This is a genomic window from Streptomyces davaonensis JCM 4913 (assembly GCF_000349325.1).
In the GTDB taxonomy this organism is placed as follows: Bacteria; Actinomycetota; Actinomycetes; order Streptomycetales; family Streptomycetaceae; genus Streptomyces; species Streptomyces davaonensis.
On record NC_020504.1, the window covers coordinates 7,744,381 to 7,758,949 of the forward strand.

Genomic DNA, 14,569 nt, shown 5'->3' on the forward strand with positions numbered 1-14,569 from the left:
CGCGCCCCTAGGTGGGTTGACCGGGCTGTGGGACGAGCAGTGCAGGGAGCCGGGTCGTCCGGGGCTTCGCCGGGACCTCGGCCACGGCCCGGGGCAGGGCCTGCTCCACGCCGTGCACCACGGACAGGTGCCGCTCCGCCCGGCCGAACGCCGTGTACACCCACGGGCGGCTGAGCGCCCCCGCCGCGTCACCGGGCAGCACGACCACGACGGCGGGCCAGCGTCCGCCCACGGCCTGATGCGCGGTGAGCGCCCACCCGTGCCGCACGGACTGCTCCACCCGCTCCTTCGGTACGACGACGGCCTCGCCCGCGCAGGACAGGTGCAGCCCGTCGGCGTCGGCCTTCACGACGTGGCCCGGCAGCGTACGGCCCGGCGCGGGGGAGTAGGCGATCCGGTCCCCGGGGTCGAAGCCGCCGAAGCGGCCGGGGCCGGGATTGAGCCGTTCCTTGAGCGCCGCGTTGAGCGCACGGGTACCGGCGGCACCCCCGTGCCCCGGCGTGATGACCTGGGTGTCCTCGGGCCGCACCCCGAACGCCCGCGGCACGGAGTCGGCGACGAGCTGCACGGTCCGGTGCACGGCCTCGCCCGCGTCCCGCACCGGCACGATCACGACCTCCTTGCCGGGCGCTTCGACCTGGTTCAGCTCACCGATGCCGATGCCCGAGACCAGCTCGCCGAGCGGCCCGGGATCCGGCAGCCGAGAGGCAACCTGCGGACAGACCCGAGCGGCCAGCAGATCCCCGAACACCCGCCCGGGCCCAGCCGACCCCAACACCCCCGGATCCCCGGCCAGCACCAGCCGGGCCCCGTCCGCCAAGGACTCCGCGACCAGAGCGGCCGCCTCGACGTCCAACTGCGGCGCGTCAAGCACCACCAGCAGATCGAGATCCAACGCCCCGTCCACGTCCCGCCCCGGCCCTTCGACACCGGAGAGCAGCCCGGCGAGGGTGACGACATGGGAACCCGGGCCGACCTGTCGAGCGAACCCCTCCCGGCCCAGCGGGCTGTGGGTGGCGGCCCACACGCGCAGGCCCATGCCGTGCGCCGCGCGCAGCAGCGCCGCGGGCTCGGCGAGCGAGGCCGCTCCGCCGGTGTGCAGCACCAGGGCGTGCCCGGCGACCGCGCGGATCAGCTCGCCCGCGGAGCCCCCGGCCGAGGCGGCGGCCTCGTCCCAGGCCCCGGCCGAACCGTCCTGCTTGGGCACGGAGTTGATCAGTCGGCCCAGACCGTCGGCGAGGCTCTCCTCCGCGAGGGCGTACCGCTCAAGCCCGACGAGCACCCGGACGGGCCGCTCCTCGCCCTCGTCGCCCTCCTCGCCACCCGTGTCGCCCGTCGCCGGAGCGTCGTCCAGGGCGTCCTGGAAAGCCAGCGCCTCGCCCTCGGCGAGCGTGTTCTGCACGGCGGTGTCCGCATCAGGCACGCCCTGGCGGGCCAGCGCCGCGGTGAGCGTCGGCAGCTCCAGGGCCGTATGCCCCGCCACGGCCGCCTGTTCCAGCAGCCAGACGGTCGTCGCCCGGCCCCGCCGCTCGTCGTCCGGACCGCACTCGGCGCCCAGCAGCGCCCGCGCGAACCCGTCGGCCTGCTCCGGCCGTACTCCGCCGACCCGCAGCAACTGCCAGGGATCCGCCCGCAACTCGTCACCCGCGCCCTCACCGAGCGCTGCGGCGACCTGAGGCGCGAGCGTGCCGGGGGCGCCGCCCTCGGCCAACACCTGCGCCACATCCGCAACGGCCTCGGCCGCGGGCGCCACCGGTGCCTCGGCCACGACGGGCTGCGCCCGCCGCACCGGCTCCGGAGCGGGCCGCCGGGGCTCGGGCTCGGCGAACACGGTGGCCGCAGGCTTGGCACCACCCTCCACGGCCCGGACGGCGGCCAGCAGATCCGCGGCGGTCCCGCTGAGCTTCCCCCCGGCCTCGACGGGCCCCGCCTTCTCGGCCTTCCGCCGAGCGATCCGCTCCCGCTCGACCCGCTGCGCCGCCAACTCGGCCTCGGCCTCCGACAGCTGAGCCTTCTCGCCGCCCTCTGCGGCGCCGTCGGTGCCCCCCGCTTCAGGCTCGGCGCCCTCCGCAGCGCCCTCCACCGCGGACTCCGTGTCCTCGGGCTCCGTGCTCACAGCGTGCTCCAGTCGTGATCGGGGTAGCGGTGCACGGGTGCCGACACATCGTCGAGCGCCCGGCAGATCTCGTCAGGAAGACTAAGCGCCTCCACTGACAATGCCGCCGTGAGCTGCTGCGCGTTGCGCGCGCCGATGATGGGCGCGGTGACGCCCGGCCGGTCGCGGACCCAGGCGAGGGCCACCTGGAGCGGGGTCACGGCGAGCCCGTCCGCCGCGGTCTGCACCGCGTCCACGATCCGGCTCGCCGTGTCGTCGAGATACGGCGCGACGAAGGGCGCCAAGTGCTCGGAGGCGCCCCGGGAGTCGGGCGGGGGCGTGGCGCCCCGGTACTTGCCCGTGAGCACGCCTCGGCCGAGCGGTGAGGAGGGCAGCATCCCGATGCCCAGGTCCAGCGCGGCCGGCAGCACCTCGCGCTCCACGCCCCGCTGGAGCAGCGAGTACTCCAGCTGCGTACTGGCCAGCCGGGTCCGTGTCCCCGGTGCCGCCAGCTGCCACGTCGCCGCCTTGGCGAGCTGCCAGCCGCAGAAGTTGGAGACGCCCGCGTACCGCGCCCGGCCGCTGCTGACCGCGATGTCGAGGGCCTGGAGGGTCTCCTCCAGCGGGGTGTCCGGGTCGAAGGCGTGGATGTGCCACACGTCGACGTAGTCCGTGCCGAGCCGGGCCAGCGAGGCGTCCAGGGCGGCGAGCAGATGCCCCCGGGAGCCGTCGAACCGGCGGTCCGGGTCGGGCACGCTGCCCGCCTTGGTCGAGATGACCAGGTCCCGGCGCGGCACAAGACCTTCTATGAGCTGCCCGAGCAGATACTCGGCCTCCCCGTCGCCGTACACGTCCGCCGTGTCGATGAGCGACCCGCCCGCCTCCCAGAACGTCTTCAAGAGGTCCGCGGCGTCGTGCTCGTCGGTGTCCCTGCCCCAGGTGAGGGTGCCGAGTCCGATACGGGACACACGAAGGCCGGTCCGGCCGAGATGCCTCTGCTCCATGGACGCCGAGATTACTGGCCAGAACCTTCCGCGTGGGTGCCTGTGGATAACCAGTTTCCCCGTCAACGAAATCGGCGCCCACGCCGCACCCCGCCAGGGCCGTCACCGCGCTAAGGTCTCGGCAACAAGGACGTTACTGATGAGTAAGGGGATCGGCCATGCAGCTCGGGATCAACCTCGGCTACTGGGGTGCCGGAATGGACGGCGACAACCTCGCCGTCGCCCAGGAGGCCGACCGCCTCGGCTACGCCGTCTGCTGGGCCGCCGAGGCCTACGGCTCGGACGCCGCCACCGTGCTCAGCTGGGTCGCCGCCAAGACCGAGCGCATCGACGTCGGTTCGGCCATCTTCCAGATCCCGGCCCGCCAGCCGGCGATGACCGCGATGACCGCCGCCACCCTCGACTCGCTCTCCGGCGGCCGCTTCCGCCTCGGCCTCGGCGTCTCCGGACCGCAGGTCTCCGAGGGCTGGTACGGCGTCAAGTTCGACAAGCCGCTCTCCCGCACCCGCGAGTACGTCGAGATCGTCCGCAAGGCGATGAGCCGCGAGCGCCTCAGCCACGAGGGCGAGCACTGGACGCTGCCGCTGCCCGGCGGCCCCGGCAAGCCCATCAAGCTCACCGTGCACCCCACCCGCGAGCACATCCCGCTGTACATCGCCGCGATCGGCCCGAAGAACCTGGAGCAGACCGGCGAGATCGCCGACGGCGCGCTGCTGATCTTCCCCTCCGCCGAGCACCTGGAGGACACGGCGATCAAGTACCTGCGCGCGGGCCGCGAGAAGGCCGGCAAGACCCTCGACGGCTTCGACGTCTGCCCCACCGTCCCGCTCGCCGTCGGCGACGACAAGGACGTGACGGCCCTCGCCGACACCTTCCGTCCCTACACCGCCCTGTACGTCGGCGGCATGGGCAGCCGCAAGCAGAACTTCTACAACCAGCTCGCCCAGCGCATGGGGTACGAGAAGGAAGCCGCCGAGATCCAGGACAAGTACCTCTCCGGCGACAAGCAGGGCGCCGCGGCCGCCGTACCGCACGACCTGATCGACTCCACGACCCTGCTCGGTTCCGTGGACCGGATCGCGGACCGGATGAAGGCCTACGCGGCGGCCGGGGTCACCACCCTCACGCTCGCCCCCGCGGGCTTCACCCTCGACGAGCGCCTCGCCTCGCTGCGGGCCGGCACCGAGGCCCTGGAGCGGGCCGGACTCGCGTAACCCTGCGGGGGAAGTTTCCACGGCCGTGGTGGGGGCTCGGGGGTCTTCCCCGCCACGGCCGTCACGCAGAACAACGCGCCCACGCCCGTGCGGTTACGCCCCCGTCGTGACCCCGCCGGTCCTCCTTTTGGCGGAGTTGTCCGACACAACTGTTGCAGCACCCCTCACGCCGCATTTGACTCGTTCTTTGCGGAGTCCCGCGGAGGCCCGCAGAGAGGTGCTCACGATGCTTTCGGCAAAGAGTCTGTTCACCGAGATCCTCGACAACGACGAATCCTTCGCCCTGTTCTGCTCCATCGCCGCGAGCGGGGAGTCCCAGGGCGGCTGGGAGAACGCCCGCATCGCCGTGCTCGTCCCGGACGGCGAGCGCGCACTCGCCCCCAAGATCACCCGCCATGGCGCCGACGAGGACAAGCACGGGCGGATCTTCAACGCCCTGCTGAAGAAGCGCGGTCTGGAGCCCGTCCCCGTCCCGCACGAGACCGACTACACGATGCTCCTGGAGAAGCACGGCATCGGCCTCGCCCACGAGAAGCTCAAGGGCGAGGAGCGGCTCACCGTGCAGGACATCGTCACCTACCTCGCCCACAGCAGGGTCACCGAACAGCGCGCCTCGGAGGAGATGGAGCTGCTGCGCAAGCACTTCGCCGACCATCCCGACATCGGCCGCGCGGTCAAAATGATCTCCAACGACGAGGACAACCACCTCGCCTACTGCCATGAGGAACTGCTGCGCTTCGCCTACGCCGGACACGGCCGCGCGATCCAGCAGACCCTCCGCGAGTGCGCGCTCGCGGAGATCCGGATCTACCGGGACGTCAGCCTCGCCGTCATGGCCCACATGGGCCGCATCCTCGGCTGGCCGCGCCCCAAGTCGGCGGTGCTCGCCGCCGGCATCCACGCGGTGTACGCCTGGGAACGGGCCGCGGGCTGGCGGCGCATGGTGTCCCTGAAGATGCCCGAACGCCGCGACGCCCTGGGCGGCCCGGCGACCTCCGCCCCCGAATTCGCCTAGCCACCGACGTGGCTACAACCACCCCCGGCTCTTGAAGAGCCGGTACAGCATGACCTCCAGGGCGGCCATGCCCGCGATCAAGGCCGGATACGACCACAGCCAGTGCAGCTCGGGCATGTGGTCGAAGTTCATGCCGTAGATCCCCGCGATCATCGTGGGGACCGCGGCCATGGCCGCCCACGCGGAGATCTTCCGCATGTCGTCGTTCTGCCGGACGCTCATCTGCGCCAGATGAGCCGAGAGGATGTCCGACACCAGCCGGTCCAGGGCCTCCACCGACTCGTTCACCCGCGTGAGATGGTCGTTCACGTCACGGAAGAACGGCTGCGCCTTCGCGTGCACGAAGGGCACCCGGACACCGAACACACCACCGCCCGCGAGCCGGTCCAGCGGCTGCGCCAACGGGCCCGTGGCGCGGCGGAACTCCAGGATCTGCCGCTTGAAGTTGTAGATCCGGGACGCCGTGTGCCGCGAGCCACCGCCGGTCGGCGAGAACACCTCGGCCTCCAGCCCCTCCAGATCGGTGCTCAGTTCGCCCGCCACGTCCACGTAGTGGTCGACGACGGCGTCGGCGATCGAGTACAGCACCGCCGTGGGACCGTGCCGGAGCATCTCGGGCTCGGCCTCGAGCCGGCGGCGCACGGCGGCGAGCGGCGCCTCCTCGCCGTGCCGCACGGTCACCACGAACGAGTCGCCGATGAAGACCATGACCTCACCGGCCGAGACGATGTCGTGCCTGGGTTCGTAGCCGACCGGCTTGAGGACCATGAACAGCGAGTCGTCGTAGATCTCCAGCTTGGGGCGCTGGTGGGCGCTGAGGGCGTCCTCGACGGCCAGCGGATGCAGCCCGAACTCCTGCGTGACCCGGTCGAACTCGGCCTCGGTGGGCTCGTAGAGCCCGATCCAGACGAACGCGTCCCCGCCCCCGCGGCACTGCGCCAGCGCGACGGAGAAGTCCTTGGGCCCCTCGGTCCGCGTCCCGTCACGGTAGATGGCACAGTCGACGATCACGGAGCGTATTCTCCCGCCTGCTCCCGGCCGACGCACCCCGAGGTGCGCCTACCCTGGGCCGCATGCCCACCCTCATCCTGGTCCGGCACGGACGTTCCACCGCCAACACCGAGGGACTGCTCGCCGGATGGACGCCCGGCGTCGCCCTCGACGAACGCGGCGCCGCGCAGGCCGCCGCCCTGCCCGCACGCCTCGCCGGGCTGCCGATCTCCGAGGTCGTCACCAGCCCCCTTCAGCGCTGCGAGGAGACCGTACGGCCGCTCCTCGACGCCCGGCCCGGACTGCGGGCGCACACCGAGGAGCGGATCGGGGAGTGCGACTACGGCGACTGGTCGGGCCGCAAGCTCGCCGAGCTCAAGGACGAACCGCTGATGGAGATCGTCCAGGCACACCCCTCGGCGGCCGCGTTCCCCGGCGGCGAATCGATGCGGGCGATGCAGACCCGCGCCGCCGAGGCCGTACGCGAGTGGAACGCGCGCGTGGAGCGCGAGCACGGCGCCGACGCCGTGTATCTGATGTGCTCGCACGGCGACATCATCAAGTCCCTGGTCGCGGAGGCACTCGGACTTCATCTGGACCTCTTCCAGCGGATCGCTGTCGAACCGTGTTCCATCACCGCGATCCGCTACACACGACTGCGGCCGTTTCTCCTCCGCCTCGGTGACACCGGGGACTTCGCCTCCCTGGCGCCCCGTGCGGAACCGCCGGCCGGCGACGCCCCGGTCGGGGGCGGTGCGGGCGCACCGTGATCGCCGGGCGCAGTAGGGTGAAGCGGTCGCGGTAGCGGCCCGATCCCGAGTCCGTTCACGATTCCCATGGAGACAGGACGTGTCCCGTCAGGTGTTCCTCTACGACCCGCCGGAGCGTTTCGTGGCCGGCACGGTCGGACTGCCCGGACGCCGTACGTTCTTCCTCCAGGCGTCCGCCGGCTCCCGGGTGACCAGCGTGGCCCTGGAGAAGACGCAGGTGGCCGCGCTCGCCGAGCGCATGGACGAACTCCTCGACGAGGTCGTCCGACGCAGTGGCGGCAGCGCCTCGGTGCCCGCCATGGCACCCAACGAGGTCTCCGACACCGCCCCCCTCGACACCCCGATCGAGGAGGAGTTCCGGGTCGGCACCATGGCGCTGGCCTGGGACGGCGAGGAACAGCGCATGATCGTCGAGGCGCAGGCGCTGGTCGAGCTGGAGGCGGAGTCCGACGAGGACCTCGCCGAGGCCGAGGAGCGGCTGCTCCAGGACGAGGAGAACGGCCCCCCGATGCTGCGGGTCAGACTCACCGGCGCGCAGGCCCGCGCCTTCGCCAAGCGCGCCCTGGACGTCGTCAACGCCGGGCGGCCGCCGTGCCCGCTGTGCAGCCTGCCCCTGGACCCGGAGGGACACGTATGTCCGCGCCAGAACGGATACCGCCGCGGAGCGTGACCCCGCTGAATCTGCTCACCGAGGGCGAGCTCACCGTCCGCGGCCGGATCCGCGAGGCCTCCAACGCGGCCCTGTTCTGCACGGTGTCCCGTGCGGACCAGGAGGCGTCCTGCGTCTACAAGCCGATCGCCGGCGAGCGCCCGCTGTGGGACTTCCCCGACGGCAATCTCGCCCAGCGGGAGGTCGCCGCGTTCGCGGTCTCCGAGGCGACCGGCTGGGGGCTCGTACCGCCCACCGTGCTGCGGAACGGTCCGTACGGCGAGGGCATGTGCCAGCTGTGGATCGACCTCGTGCCCGGCGGTGAGCTGCTCGCGCTGGTGGACTCGGAGGAGCCCGGGCCGGGCTGGAAGGCCGTCGGGTTCGCCGAGGTCGGCGAGGGGCGCACCGCCCTGCTGGTGCACGCCGACGACGAGCGGCTGCGCCGGCTCGCCGTCCTGGACGCCGTGATCAACAACGCCGACCGCAAGGGCGGTCATCTGCTGCCCGCCGCCGAGGAGCGGCTCTACGGCATCGATCACGGGGTCACCTTCAACGTCGAGAACAAGCTGCGCACCCTGCTGTGGGGCTGGGCGGGCGAGGCCCTCACCGGGGAGGCGGTCGACGTCCTCAAGGGCCTGAAGGCGGCACTGGAGCCCCGCGGGGCGCTCACGGCCACTCTCACCCCGCTGATCACCGAGGCCGAGATCGACGCCACACGCGCGCGTGTCGAGGCGATGCTCGCCTCCGGCGTCCACCCCGAGCCGAGCGGGGAGTGGCCCGCGATCCCCTGGCCGCCGGTGTAGCCGTACCGCATACGAGCCGCACCGCATACGAGCCGTACTGCATACGGGCCGGTGGGGCGCAAGAGCGCCTTACCGGCCATCCGGCCCGATCCGGTTCGTATATGGAACGCCGGTCCGGTTACGCTCATGACATGTATGCCTGGCCCGCTTCTGAGGTCCCCGCCCTGCCCGGCAAGGGCCGCGACCTCCGGATCCACGACACCGCGACCGGTGGACTCGTCACCCTCGAGCCCGGTCCCGTCGCCCGTATCTACGTCTGCGGCATCACCCCGTACGACGCGACCCACATGGGTCACGCGGCGACCTACAACGCGTTCGACCTCGTGCAGCGCGTGTGGCTCGACACCAAGCGGCAGGTTCACTACGTCCAGAACGTCACCGACGTCGACGATCCGCTGCTGGAGCGGGCCGAGCGCGACGGCGTCGACTGGGTGGCCCTCGCCGAGAAGGAGACCGCCCTCTTCCGCGAGGACATGACCGCCCTGCGCATGCTGCCCCCGCAGCACTACATCGGCGCCGTCGAGGCGATACCCGGCATCGTGCCGCTCGTCGAACGCCTGCGTGAGGCGGGCGCCGCCTACGAACTCGACGGCGACATCTACTTCTCCGTCGAGGCCGACCCCGACTTCGGCAAGGTCTCCGGCCTCGACGCCGCCGCGATGCGGCTGCTGTCCGCCGAGCGCGGCGGCGACCCGGACCGTCCGGGCAAGAAGAACCCGCTCGACCCGATGCTGTGGATGGCCGCCCGCGAGGGCGAGCCGAGCTGGGACGGCGCCTCGCTCGGCCGGGGCCGCCCCGGCTGGCACATCGAGTGCGTGGCCATCGCCCTGGACCACCTCGGCATGACCTTCGACGTCCAGGGCGGCGGCTCCGACCTCGCCTTCCCGCACCACGAGATGGGCGCCTCGCACGCCCAGGTGCTCACCGGCGAGTTCCCCATGGCCAAGGCCTACGTCCACGCGGGCATGGTCGCCCTGCACGGCGAGAAGATGTCCAAGTCCAAGGGCAACCTCGTCTTCGTCTCCGCGCTGCGCCGGGACGGCGTCGACCCGGCCGCCATCCGGCTCGCGCTCCTCGCCCACCACTACCGGGCCGACTGGGAGTGGACCGACCAGGTGCTCCGGGACGCCGAGGCGCGCCTGGCCCGCTGGCGCGCGGCCGTCTCCCGGCCCGACGGCCCGGGAGCGGAGGCGCTGGTCGAGGAGATCCGCGAGGCCCTCGCCAACGACCTCGACGCCCCGGCCGCGCTCGCCGCGGTCGACCGCTGGGCGGCGCTCCAGCAGGAGCGCGGCGGCACCGACGAGAGCGCCCCCGGCGTCGTGTCGCGCGCGGTGGACGCGCTGCTGGGCGTGGCTCTGTAGGACACGGAAAGAGGCGCTTCCCCCCGAGCGCGGGGGAAGCGCCTCCGTCATTTCAGGTGCCCGTCACAGGCGTTGGATCCGCACGCTCCGCAGGACGTTCGGCGACTGGGTGTCCCAGACGCCGACGACCTGGTGGCCGAAGGCGAACGCCTGCTGGATCTGCTGCTGGATCTGCGGCGTCGGGCTGTTCAGGACCCGGAACTGGCCGTTGATGCGCAGGAAGATCTGGTGCGGCTGCCCCTGCACCGGGTGGACGAAGTCGATGAAGCCGTTCGCCACACCGGCGGCGAGCGCCTGTGCCTGCACCTGCTGGACGAGCTGCTGCACGGCGGCCAGCGAGATCTGCTGGAGCTGCTGCTCGGCCTGCTGCGCCTGCTGGTCCTGTTGGGGTGTCATCTGCTGCAACAGCTGCTGGTACGGCTGCTGCTGGCCGAGCTGCTGGAGCTGTTCCAGCGAGCCGAACTGCTGCTGGTACGGCGAGGTGCTCGGGTACTGCTGTGCCATCTGACCCATTTGCGGGGTGGTGCTCATACGGGTGTCACCTTCCCTTGCTGTCATGGGTTTGCGCTGTCATGGAACGGTTGTCAGCCGGTGATCACCAGGCCGACGATCTCGTCGTCCGAGAACCACACCCGGACGTCGGGCCGTCCCCCCGCAAACGCGGTGTGCACCGCCTGGCGGAGCTCGGGGGACGGACGGTTCAGGTTCCGCCAGGCACCGGCCACGTACAGCCGGAGCCTCGGCGGGAGTTCACGCGGGTACGGCAGGAGTTCGTCCCAGTACCGTTCGGCCCGGCCCGAGCCGACCGCGTGCGGCAGCAGTTGGGGCACCGCCGCCCTGATGTCGGGCCGGGAGCCGATCCGCTGCGAGGCGGGCCGGCCCGGCGCGTCCTGTTGCGGGGAACCGCTCGCCCGCAGCACCGCGCGGGCGCGTTCGGCGGCCATCGGGGCCTGACCGGCCGCCCTGAGCATGCCCTGGAGCGCGGCCAGCGCGCCGACCACCACCGGTGCGGCGGCGGAGGTCCCCGAGAACGTGTCGGTGTACCAGGCGATCTCCTCGGGCCCGCCCTGGAGATCCCCGGGCCGGTCCCAGAAGCCGCCGGTGGTCGTGACCTCGTGCCCCCAGCCCTGCGCGTCCACGCGCGAGCCGTAGTTGGAGAACGCCAGCCTCGACCGGTCCGGGCCGTGGTCCCGGCCGTGCGTGCCGGGCGGCGGGGCGCCCGCGCCGACCAGGACGGCACCGGAGGACGGGTTGGACGGGTTGAACGGGTTGCGCCACCCGCGCGGGAACTCGTCCGGGCGGCGCTCGTAGACCGCATCGTCCAGCGACTCGGCGCCGTTGCCCGCGGCCGCCACCACCAACACGCCCTTGGCGGTGGCGTGCCGCACGGCCGCGAAGTCGTCCGGCCACCACTCCAGGGGGAGGTAGCCACGCTGGTCGTCGCGCTCGGCGTACTCGAACCGCGGTCCCGGCCGGTGGAGTTCGACCAGCACGATGTCGCCGGGCGCGAGCCGCTCCGCCGCCGCGTGGATCGCGGCCGCGGTGCCGACGCCCTGGAAGGACGCGGCCGCGGTCACCGCGTCCGGCGCGGCGCCCTGGACGCCGTACTGATTGCGCTCGCCGCCGATCACGCCGATCACGGCGGTGCCGTGGTTGCGCCAGGCGAGATCGTCGACCGGGGTGCCGACGACGACCCCGGCCAGCCGGGCGGCCAGATCCTCGTGGCCGAGCTGCCAGGCGCCCTCGACGTCGATCACCGTCACACCCTGACCGGTCCCGCCGGGCCGCTGCCAGGCCCAGTGGGCGTCGATGCCCTCGGGCGCGGGCCGCAGATAGCCCTGGCGGCTGCCGAAGTCGGGGGTGACGGCCGCGCCTTCCTTCAGCCTGCGGTCCTCCTCGCTGTGCAGGGTCGCGGGCACGGCGCCAGGTTTCACATACGCCGTGTCCACGCCCGGCAGCGCGGCGATGCGCGAGCGCAGTTCCGCCGCGCGGCCCTCCCCGCCACGCACCCGGTAGAAGACCGCGAGGTCGTTCTCCGGATCCGCGGACGGGGACTGCTGCACGCGCTCCTCACTGCCGAACAGCGGCTCCAGGGCCAGCTGTTCGTCGTCGAGGAACATGTTCAGCGCCGAGACATCGGCGCCCGCCGCCGACCGTACGCCCTTTGCCCCGGCCCGCAGCCTGGCCTCCGGGCGGGCGACGACGATCAGTTCCCGCTCCGCTCCTCGATAGGTGAATCCCGCTCCGTCGGGACCCGGTCCGGACGCTCCCGGGCCCTGCGGCTGTACCTGATCGGTCATCGGGTACCGCTCCCTTCGGTCAGCGCGGGTGTCGCCTTCAGGGGACAACCAAGCACTCCGGCGGCGACCCGTAAAGGCTGTTTTCGTCAACTCGGTTTGAAAACAAGTTGAATTGGGCAACGTGTGCAATCCGGCCGGAAACAGATGTCACGCCATAATCCGGCCGGATGCTGTCGAGGCGCTGTCAAACGACTGTCGCGTGCTGTGGTGGGCGCGGCCCATGTGATGGGGTGGAGCGGTCAGTTGACCGCTGGACCGGTTCAACTGCCGGTCCCTTTCGTGGAAGGGCTCCCCGTGGCTCCCACACACGGTTCCTTCGCACATCCCCTCAGCCGCCGCGGACTGCTCACCGTCGGCGCCGCGGCCACCGGTGCCGCGCTCGTCGGCGCGCCCGCACACGCTGCCGCCGGCCCGGCCGTGATCCCACTGCCGAACGGCTTCCGCCCGGAGGGCATCACGATCGGCGGCGGCCCGTACGCCTACCTCGGCTCGCTGGGCGACGGCTCCCTCTACCGCGTCGACCTGCGCACCGGCACCGGCAAGATCGTCTCGGCCGGACCCGGCACGCCCTCGGTCGGCCTCAAACTCGACGACCGGGGACGGCTGTTCGTGGCCGGCCGCGGCGAGGGCGCCCGCGTGGTGGACGCCCGCAGCGGCGAGATCCTCGCCTCCTACGTCCTTTCCACCACCACGCCCACCTTCGCCAACGACGTCTTCCTGACCCCGCGCGCGGCCTGGTTCACCGACTCCTACCAGCCGGTCCTGTACGCCCTCCCGCTCGGCCGGCACGGCCAGTTGCCGGACCCGGACGACGTCGTACGGATCACCCTCGGCGGCGACTGGAGCCAGGCGCCCGGCGAAGTCGTGAACGCCAACGGCATCACCCGCACCCCCGACGGCTCGGCCCTGCTCGTGGTGCAGTCCGGGGTCGGCACCCTGCACCGGGTCGACCCGCGCACCGGCGTCACCGCCCGCGTCGACCTCGGCGACGCGGCCCCCCTCACCAACGGCGACGGTCTGCTGGTGACCGGGCGGACGCTGTACGTCGTGCAGAACCGGCAGAACGCCGTCGACGTCTTCACCCTGGCCGCCGACGGCCGCAGCGGGGTCTTCCGGCGCCGGATCACCGACCCTGCCTTCGACGTGCCGACGACGGTGGCCGCGTTCCGGGGGCGGCTGTATCTGCCCAACGCGCGGTTCACGACGACTCCGACGCCCGAGACGACGTACGCGATCGTCTCCGTGCCCAAGTGACGGCGAAGGGCGGTGCGCACCCGGCGCACCGCCCTTCGGCCGATCGATCCCGGAGCCTCAGTCCTCCGACGACTCGTCGTCCTCGGGGTTCGGCTTCGGAGGCTTCGGCGGGCGCGCCCGACCGCTCGGGTTGTCCCGCAGATAGGTGCCCTCACCGCCGTCCGCCGTGGCGTGTCCGCCCGCCGACGGGCCGCCGTCCCGGCGCCGCAGATACCGCTCGAACTCCCGGGCGATGGCCTCGCCGGACGCCTCCGGCAGCTCGGCGGTGTCGCGGGCTTCCTCCAGCGTCTGCACGTATTCGGCGACCTCGGTGTCCTCGGCGGCCAGTTGATCCACGCCGACCTGCCAGGCGCGCGCGTCCTCGGGCAGCTCGCCCAGCGGGATGCGCACGTCGATCAGGTCCTCGAGACGGTTCAGCAGCGCCAGCGTCGCCTTCGGGTTCGGCGGCTGCGACACGTAGTGCGGCACCGCGGCCCAGAGGCTGACGGCCGGCACGCCCGCGTGCGTGCACGCCTCCTGAAGGACACCGACGATGCCCGTGGGGCCCTCGTACTTGGTCTCCTCCAGGTCCATCCGGCGGGCCAGATCGGGGTCCGAGGTGGTCCCGGAGATCGGGACCGGACGCGTGTGCGGAGTGTCGCCGAGCAGGGCGCCCAGGATGACCACCAGCTCCACGCCCAGTTCGTGCGCGAAGCCGAGCAGCTCGTTGCAGAACGAGCGCCAGCGCATGGACGGCTCGATACCCCGGACCAGCACGAGATCGCGCGGCTTCTCGCCGCCGACCCGGACCACGGACAGCCGGGTCGTGGGCCACGTGATCTTCCGCACTCCCGCGTCCATCCACACCGTGGGGCGGTTGACCTGGAAGTCGTAGTAGTCCTCGGCGTCCAGCGCCGCGAACACCTCGCCCTTCCACTCCCGGTCCAGATGAGCGACCGCGGTGGAGGCGGCGTCGCCGGCATCGTTCCAGCCCTCGAACGCGGCCACCATGACTGGGTCGATCAGCTCGGGAACTCCCTCCAGCTCGATCACCCAGCGCCTCCTTCCGACGTGCCCTCGCCTGACGACCCAACCTTACGGCGTGCGACGGGGGCGCCCGCAGCCCCCTTGCACG

Annotated in this window: 13 protein-coding genes; 7 read left to right on the forward strand and 6 right to left on the reverse strand. The window is 72.3% G+C overall.

The window, feature by feature from the left end; genetic code table 11:
• Positions 1 to 7: 7 nt before the first annotated feature.
• Both BN159_RS34235 and BN159_RS34240 read right to left on the reverse strand, forming a co-directional pair.
• Positions 8 to 2,116: a helix-hairpin-helix domain-containing protein gene (locus BN159_RS34235; RefSeq protein WP_015661619.1), complete on the reverse strand. Its 2,109-nt coding sequence runs from the start codon at positions 2,114 to 2,116 to the stop codon at positions 8 to 10.
• Entirely contained in the window at positions 2,113 to 3,099 is a 987-nt protein-coding gene (locus tag BN159_RS34240) for an aldo/keto reductase (RefSeq protein ID WP_015661620.1), read from the reverse strand. The genes BN159_RS34235 and BN159_RS34240 overlap by 4 nt, the downstream gene beginning before the upstream one ends.
• Before the next feature lie 158 nt (positions 3,100 to 3,257).
• Between BN159_RS34240 and BN159_RS34245 the strand changes: the two genes are divergently transcribed.
• On the forward strand, positions 3,258 to 4,313 hold the full coding sequence (locus BN159_RS34245) for an LLM class F420-dependent oxidoreductase (protein WP_015661621.1): 1,056 nt from the start codon (positions 3,258 to 3,260) through the stop codon (positions 4,311 to 4,313).
• 226 nt (positions 4,314 to 4,539) lie between these two features.
• A complete protein-coding gene (locus BN159_RS34250; RefSeq protein ID WP_015661622.1) occupies positions 4,540 to 5,328 on the forward strand; it encodes a ferritin-like domain-containing protein in 789 nt (262 codons plus the stop codon).
• A gap of 12 nt (positions 5,329 to 5,340) precedes the next feature.
• Here BN159_RS34250 and corA read toward each other — a convergent pair whose 3' ends face one another.
• Positions 5,341 to 6,339 (reverse strand): magnesium/cobalt transporter CorA, encoded by a 999-nt coding sequence (gene corA, locus BN159_RS34255; protein WP_015661623.1) that lies wholly within the window; start codon positions 6,337 to 6,339, stop codon positions 5,341 to 5,343.
• A 62-nt stretch (positions 6,340 to 6,401) separates the two neighbouring features.
• Here corA and BN159_RS34260 point away from each other — a divergent pair, with 62 nt between their 5' ends.
• The 4 genes from BN159_RS34260 to mshC all read left to right on the forward strand — a co-directional run bounded on the left by BN159_RS34260 (position 6,402) and on the right by mshC (position 9,901).
• Positions 6,402 to 7,088: a histidine phosphatase family protein gene (locus tag BN159_RS34260; RefSeq protein WP_015661624.1), complete on the forward strand. Its 687-nt coding sequence runs from the start codon at positions 6,402 to 6,404 to the stop codon at positions 7,086 to 7,088.
• 79 nt (positions 7,089 to 7,167) lie between these two features.
• Positions 7,168 to 7,758 carry a DUF3090 domain-containing protein gene (locus tag BN159_RS34265; RefSeq protein ID WP_015661625.1) on the forward strand — a complete coding sequence of 197 codons (591 nt, stop codon included), beginning with the start codon at positions 7,168 to 7,170 and terminating at the stop codon, positions 7,756 to 7,758.
• Positions 7,722 to 8,540 (forward strand): SCO1664 family protein, encoded by an 819-nt coding sequence (locus BN159_RS34270; RefSeq protein WP_015661626.1) that lies wholly within the window; start codon positions 7,722 to 7,724, stop codon positions 8,538 to 8,540. The genes BN159_RS34265 and BN159_RS34270 overlap by 37 nt, the downstream gene beginning before the upstream one ends.
• Before the next feature lie 131 nt (positions 8,541 to 8,671).
• Positions 8,672 to 9,901 carry a cysteine--1-D-myo-inosityl 2-amino-2-deoxy-alpha-D-glucopyranoside ligase gene (gene mshC, locus BN159_RS34275; protein ID WP_015661627.1) on the forward strand — a complete coding sequence of 410 codons (1,230 nt, stop codon included), beginning with the start codon at positions 8,672 to 8,674 and terminating at the stop codon, positions 9,899 to 9,901.
• A gap of 63 nt (positions 9,902 to 9,964) precedes the next feature.
• On the opposite strand, the gene BN159_RS34280 is transcribed toward mshC, so the two are convergent.
• Together BN159_RS34280 and BN159_RS34285 are read right to left on the reverse strand one after the other, a co-directional pair.
• Positions 9,965 to 10,432 (reverse strand): hypothetical protein, encoded by a 468-nt coding sequence (locus tag BN159_RS34280; protein ID WP_015661628.1) that lies wholly within the window; start codon positions 10,430 to 10,432, stop codon positions 9,965 to 9,967.
• Between the two features lie 53 nt (positions 10,433 to 10,485).
• A complete protein-coding gene (locus BN159_RS34285) occupies positions 10,486 to 12,201 on the reverse strand; it encodes a S8 family peptidase (RefSeq protein WP_015661629.1) in 1,716 nt (571 codons plus the stop codon).
• 294 nt (positions 12,202 to 12,495) lie between these two features.
• Between BN159_RS34285 and BN159_RS34290 the strand changes: the two genes are divergently transcribed.
• A complete protein-coding gene (locus tag BN159_RS34290; protein ID WP_015661630.1) occupies positions 12,496 to 13,455 on the forward strand; it encodes an SMP-30/gluconolactonase/LRE family protein in 960 nt (319 codons plus the stop codon).
• 57 nt (positions 13,456 to 13,512) lie between these two features.
• Here BN159_RS34290 and BN159_RS34295 read toward each other — a convergent pair whose 3' ends face one another.
• Positions 13,513 to 14,487 carry a PAC2 family protein gene (locus BN159_RS34295; RefSeq protein ID WP_015661631.1) on the reverse strand — a complete coding sequence of 325 codons (975 nt, stop codon included), beginning with the start codon at positions 14,485 to 14,487 and terminating at the stop codon, positions 13,513 to 13,515.
• Positions 14,488 to 14,569: the final 82 nt, after the last annotated feature.

Bases quoted from the DNA above. Each gene is read 5' to 3' on its own strand.
- BN159_RS34280 (WP_015661628.1), bottom strand. From the start codon at position 10,432: ATGAGCACCACCCCGCAAATGGGTCAGATGGCACAGCAGTACCCGAGC.
- BN159_RS34250 (WP_015661622.1), top strand. From the start codon at position 4,540: ATGCTTTCGGCAAAGAGTCTGTTCACCGAGATCCTCGACAACGACGAA.
- BN159_RS34260 (WP_015661624.1), top strand. From the start codon at position 6,402: ATGCCCACCCTCATCCTGGTCCGGCACGGACGTTCCACCGCCAACACC.
- BN159_RS34285 (WP_015661629.1), bottom strand. From the start codon at position 12,201: ATGACCGATCAGGTACAGCCGCAGGGCCCGGGAGCGTCCGGACCGGGT.
- mshC (WP_015661627.1), top strand. From the start codon at position 8,672: ATGTATGCCTGGCCCGCTTCTGAGGTCCCCGCCCTGCCCGGCAAGGGC.
- BN159_RS34240 (WP_015661620.1), bottom strand. From the start codon at position 3,099: ATGGAGCAGAGGCATCTCGGCCGGACCGGCCTTCGTGTGTCCCGTATC.
- BN159_RS34245 (WP_015661621.1), top strand. From the start codon at position 3,258: ATGCAGCTCGGGATCAACCTCGGCTACTGGGGTGCCGGAATGGACGGC.
- BN159_RS34270 (WP_015661626.1), top strand. From the start codon at position 7,722: ATGTCCGCGCCAGAACGGATACCGCCGCGGAGCGTGACCCCGCTGAAT.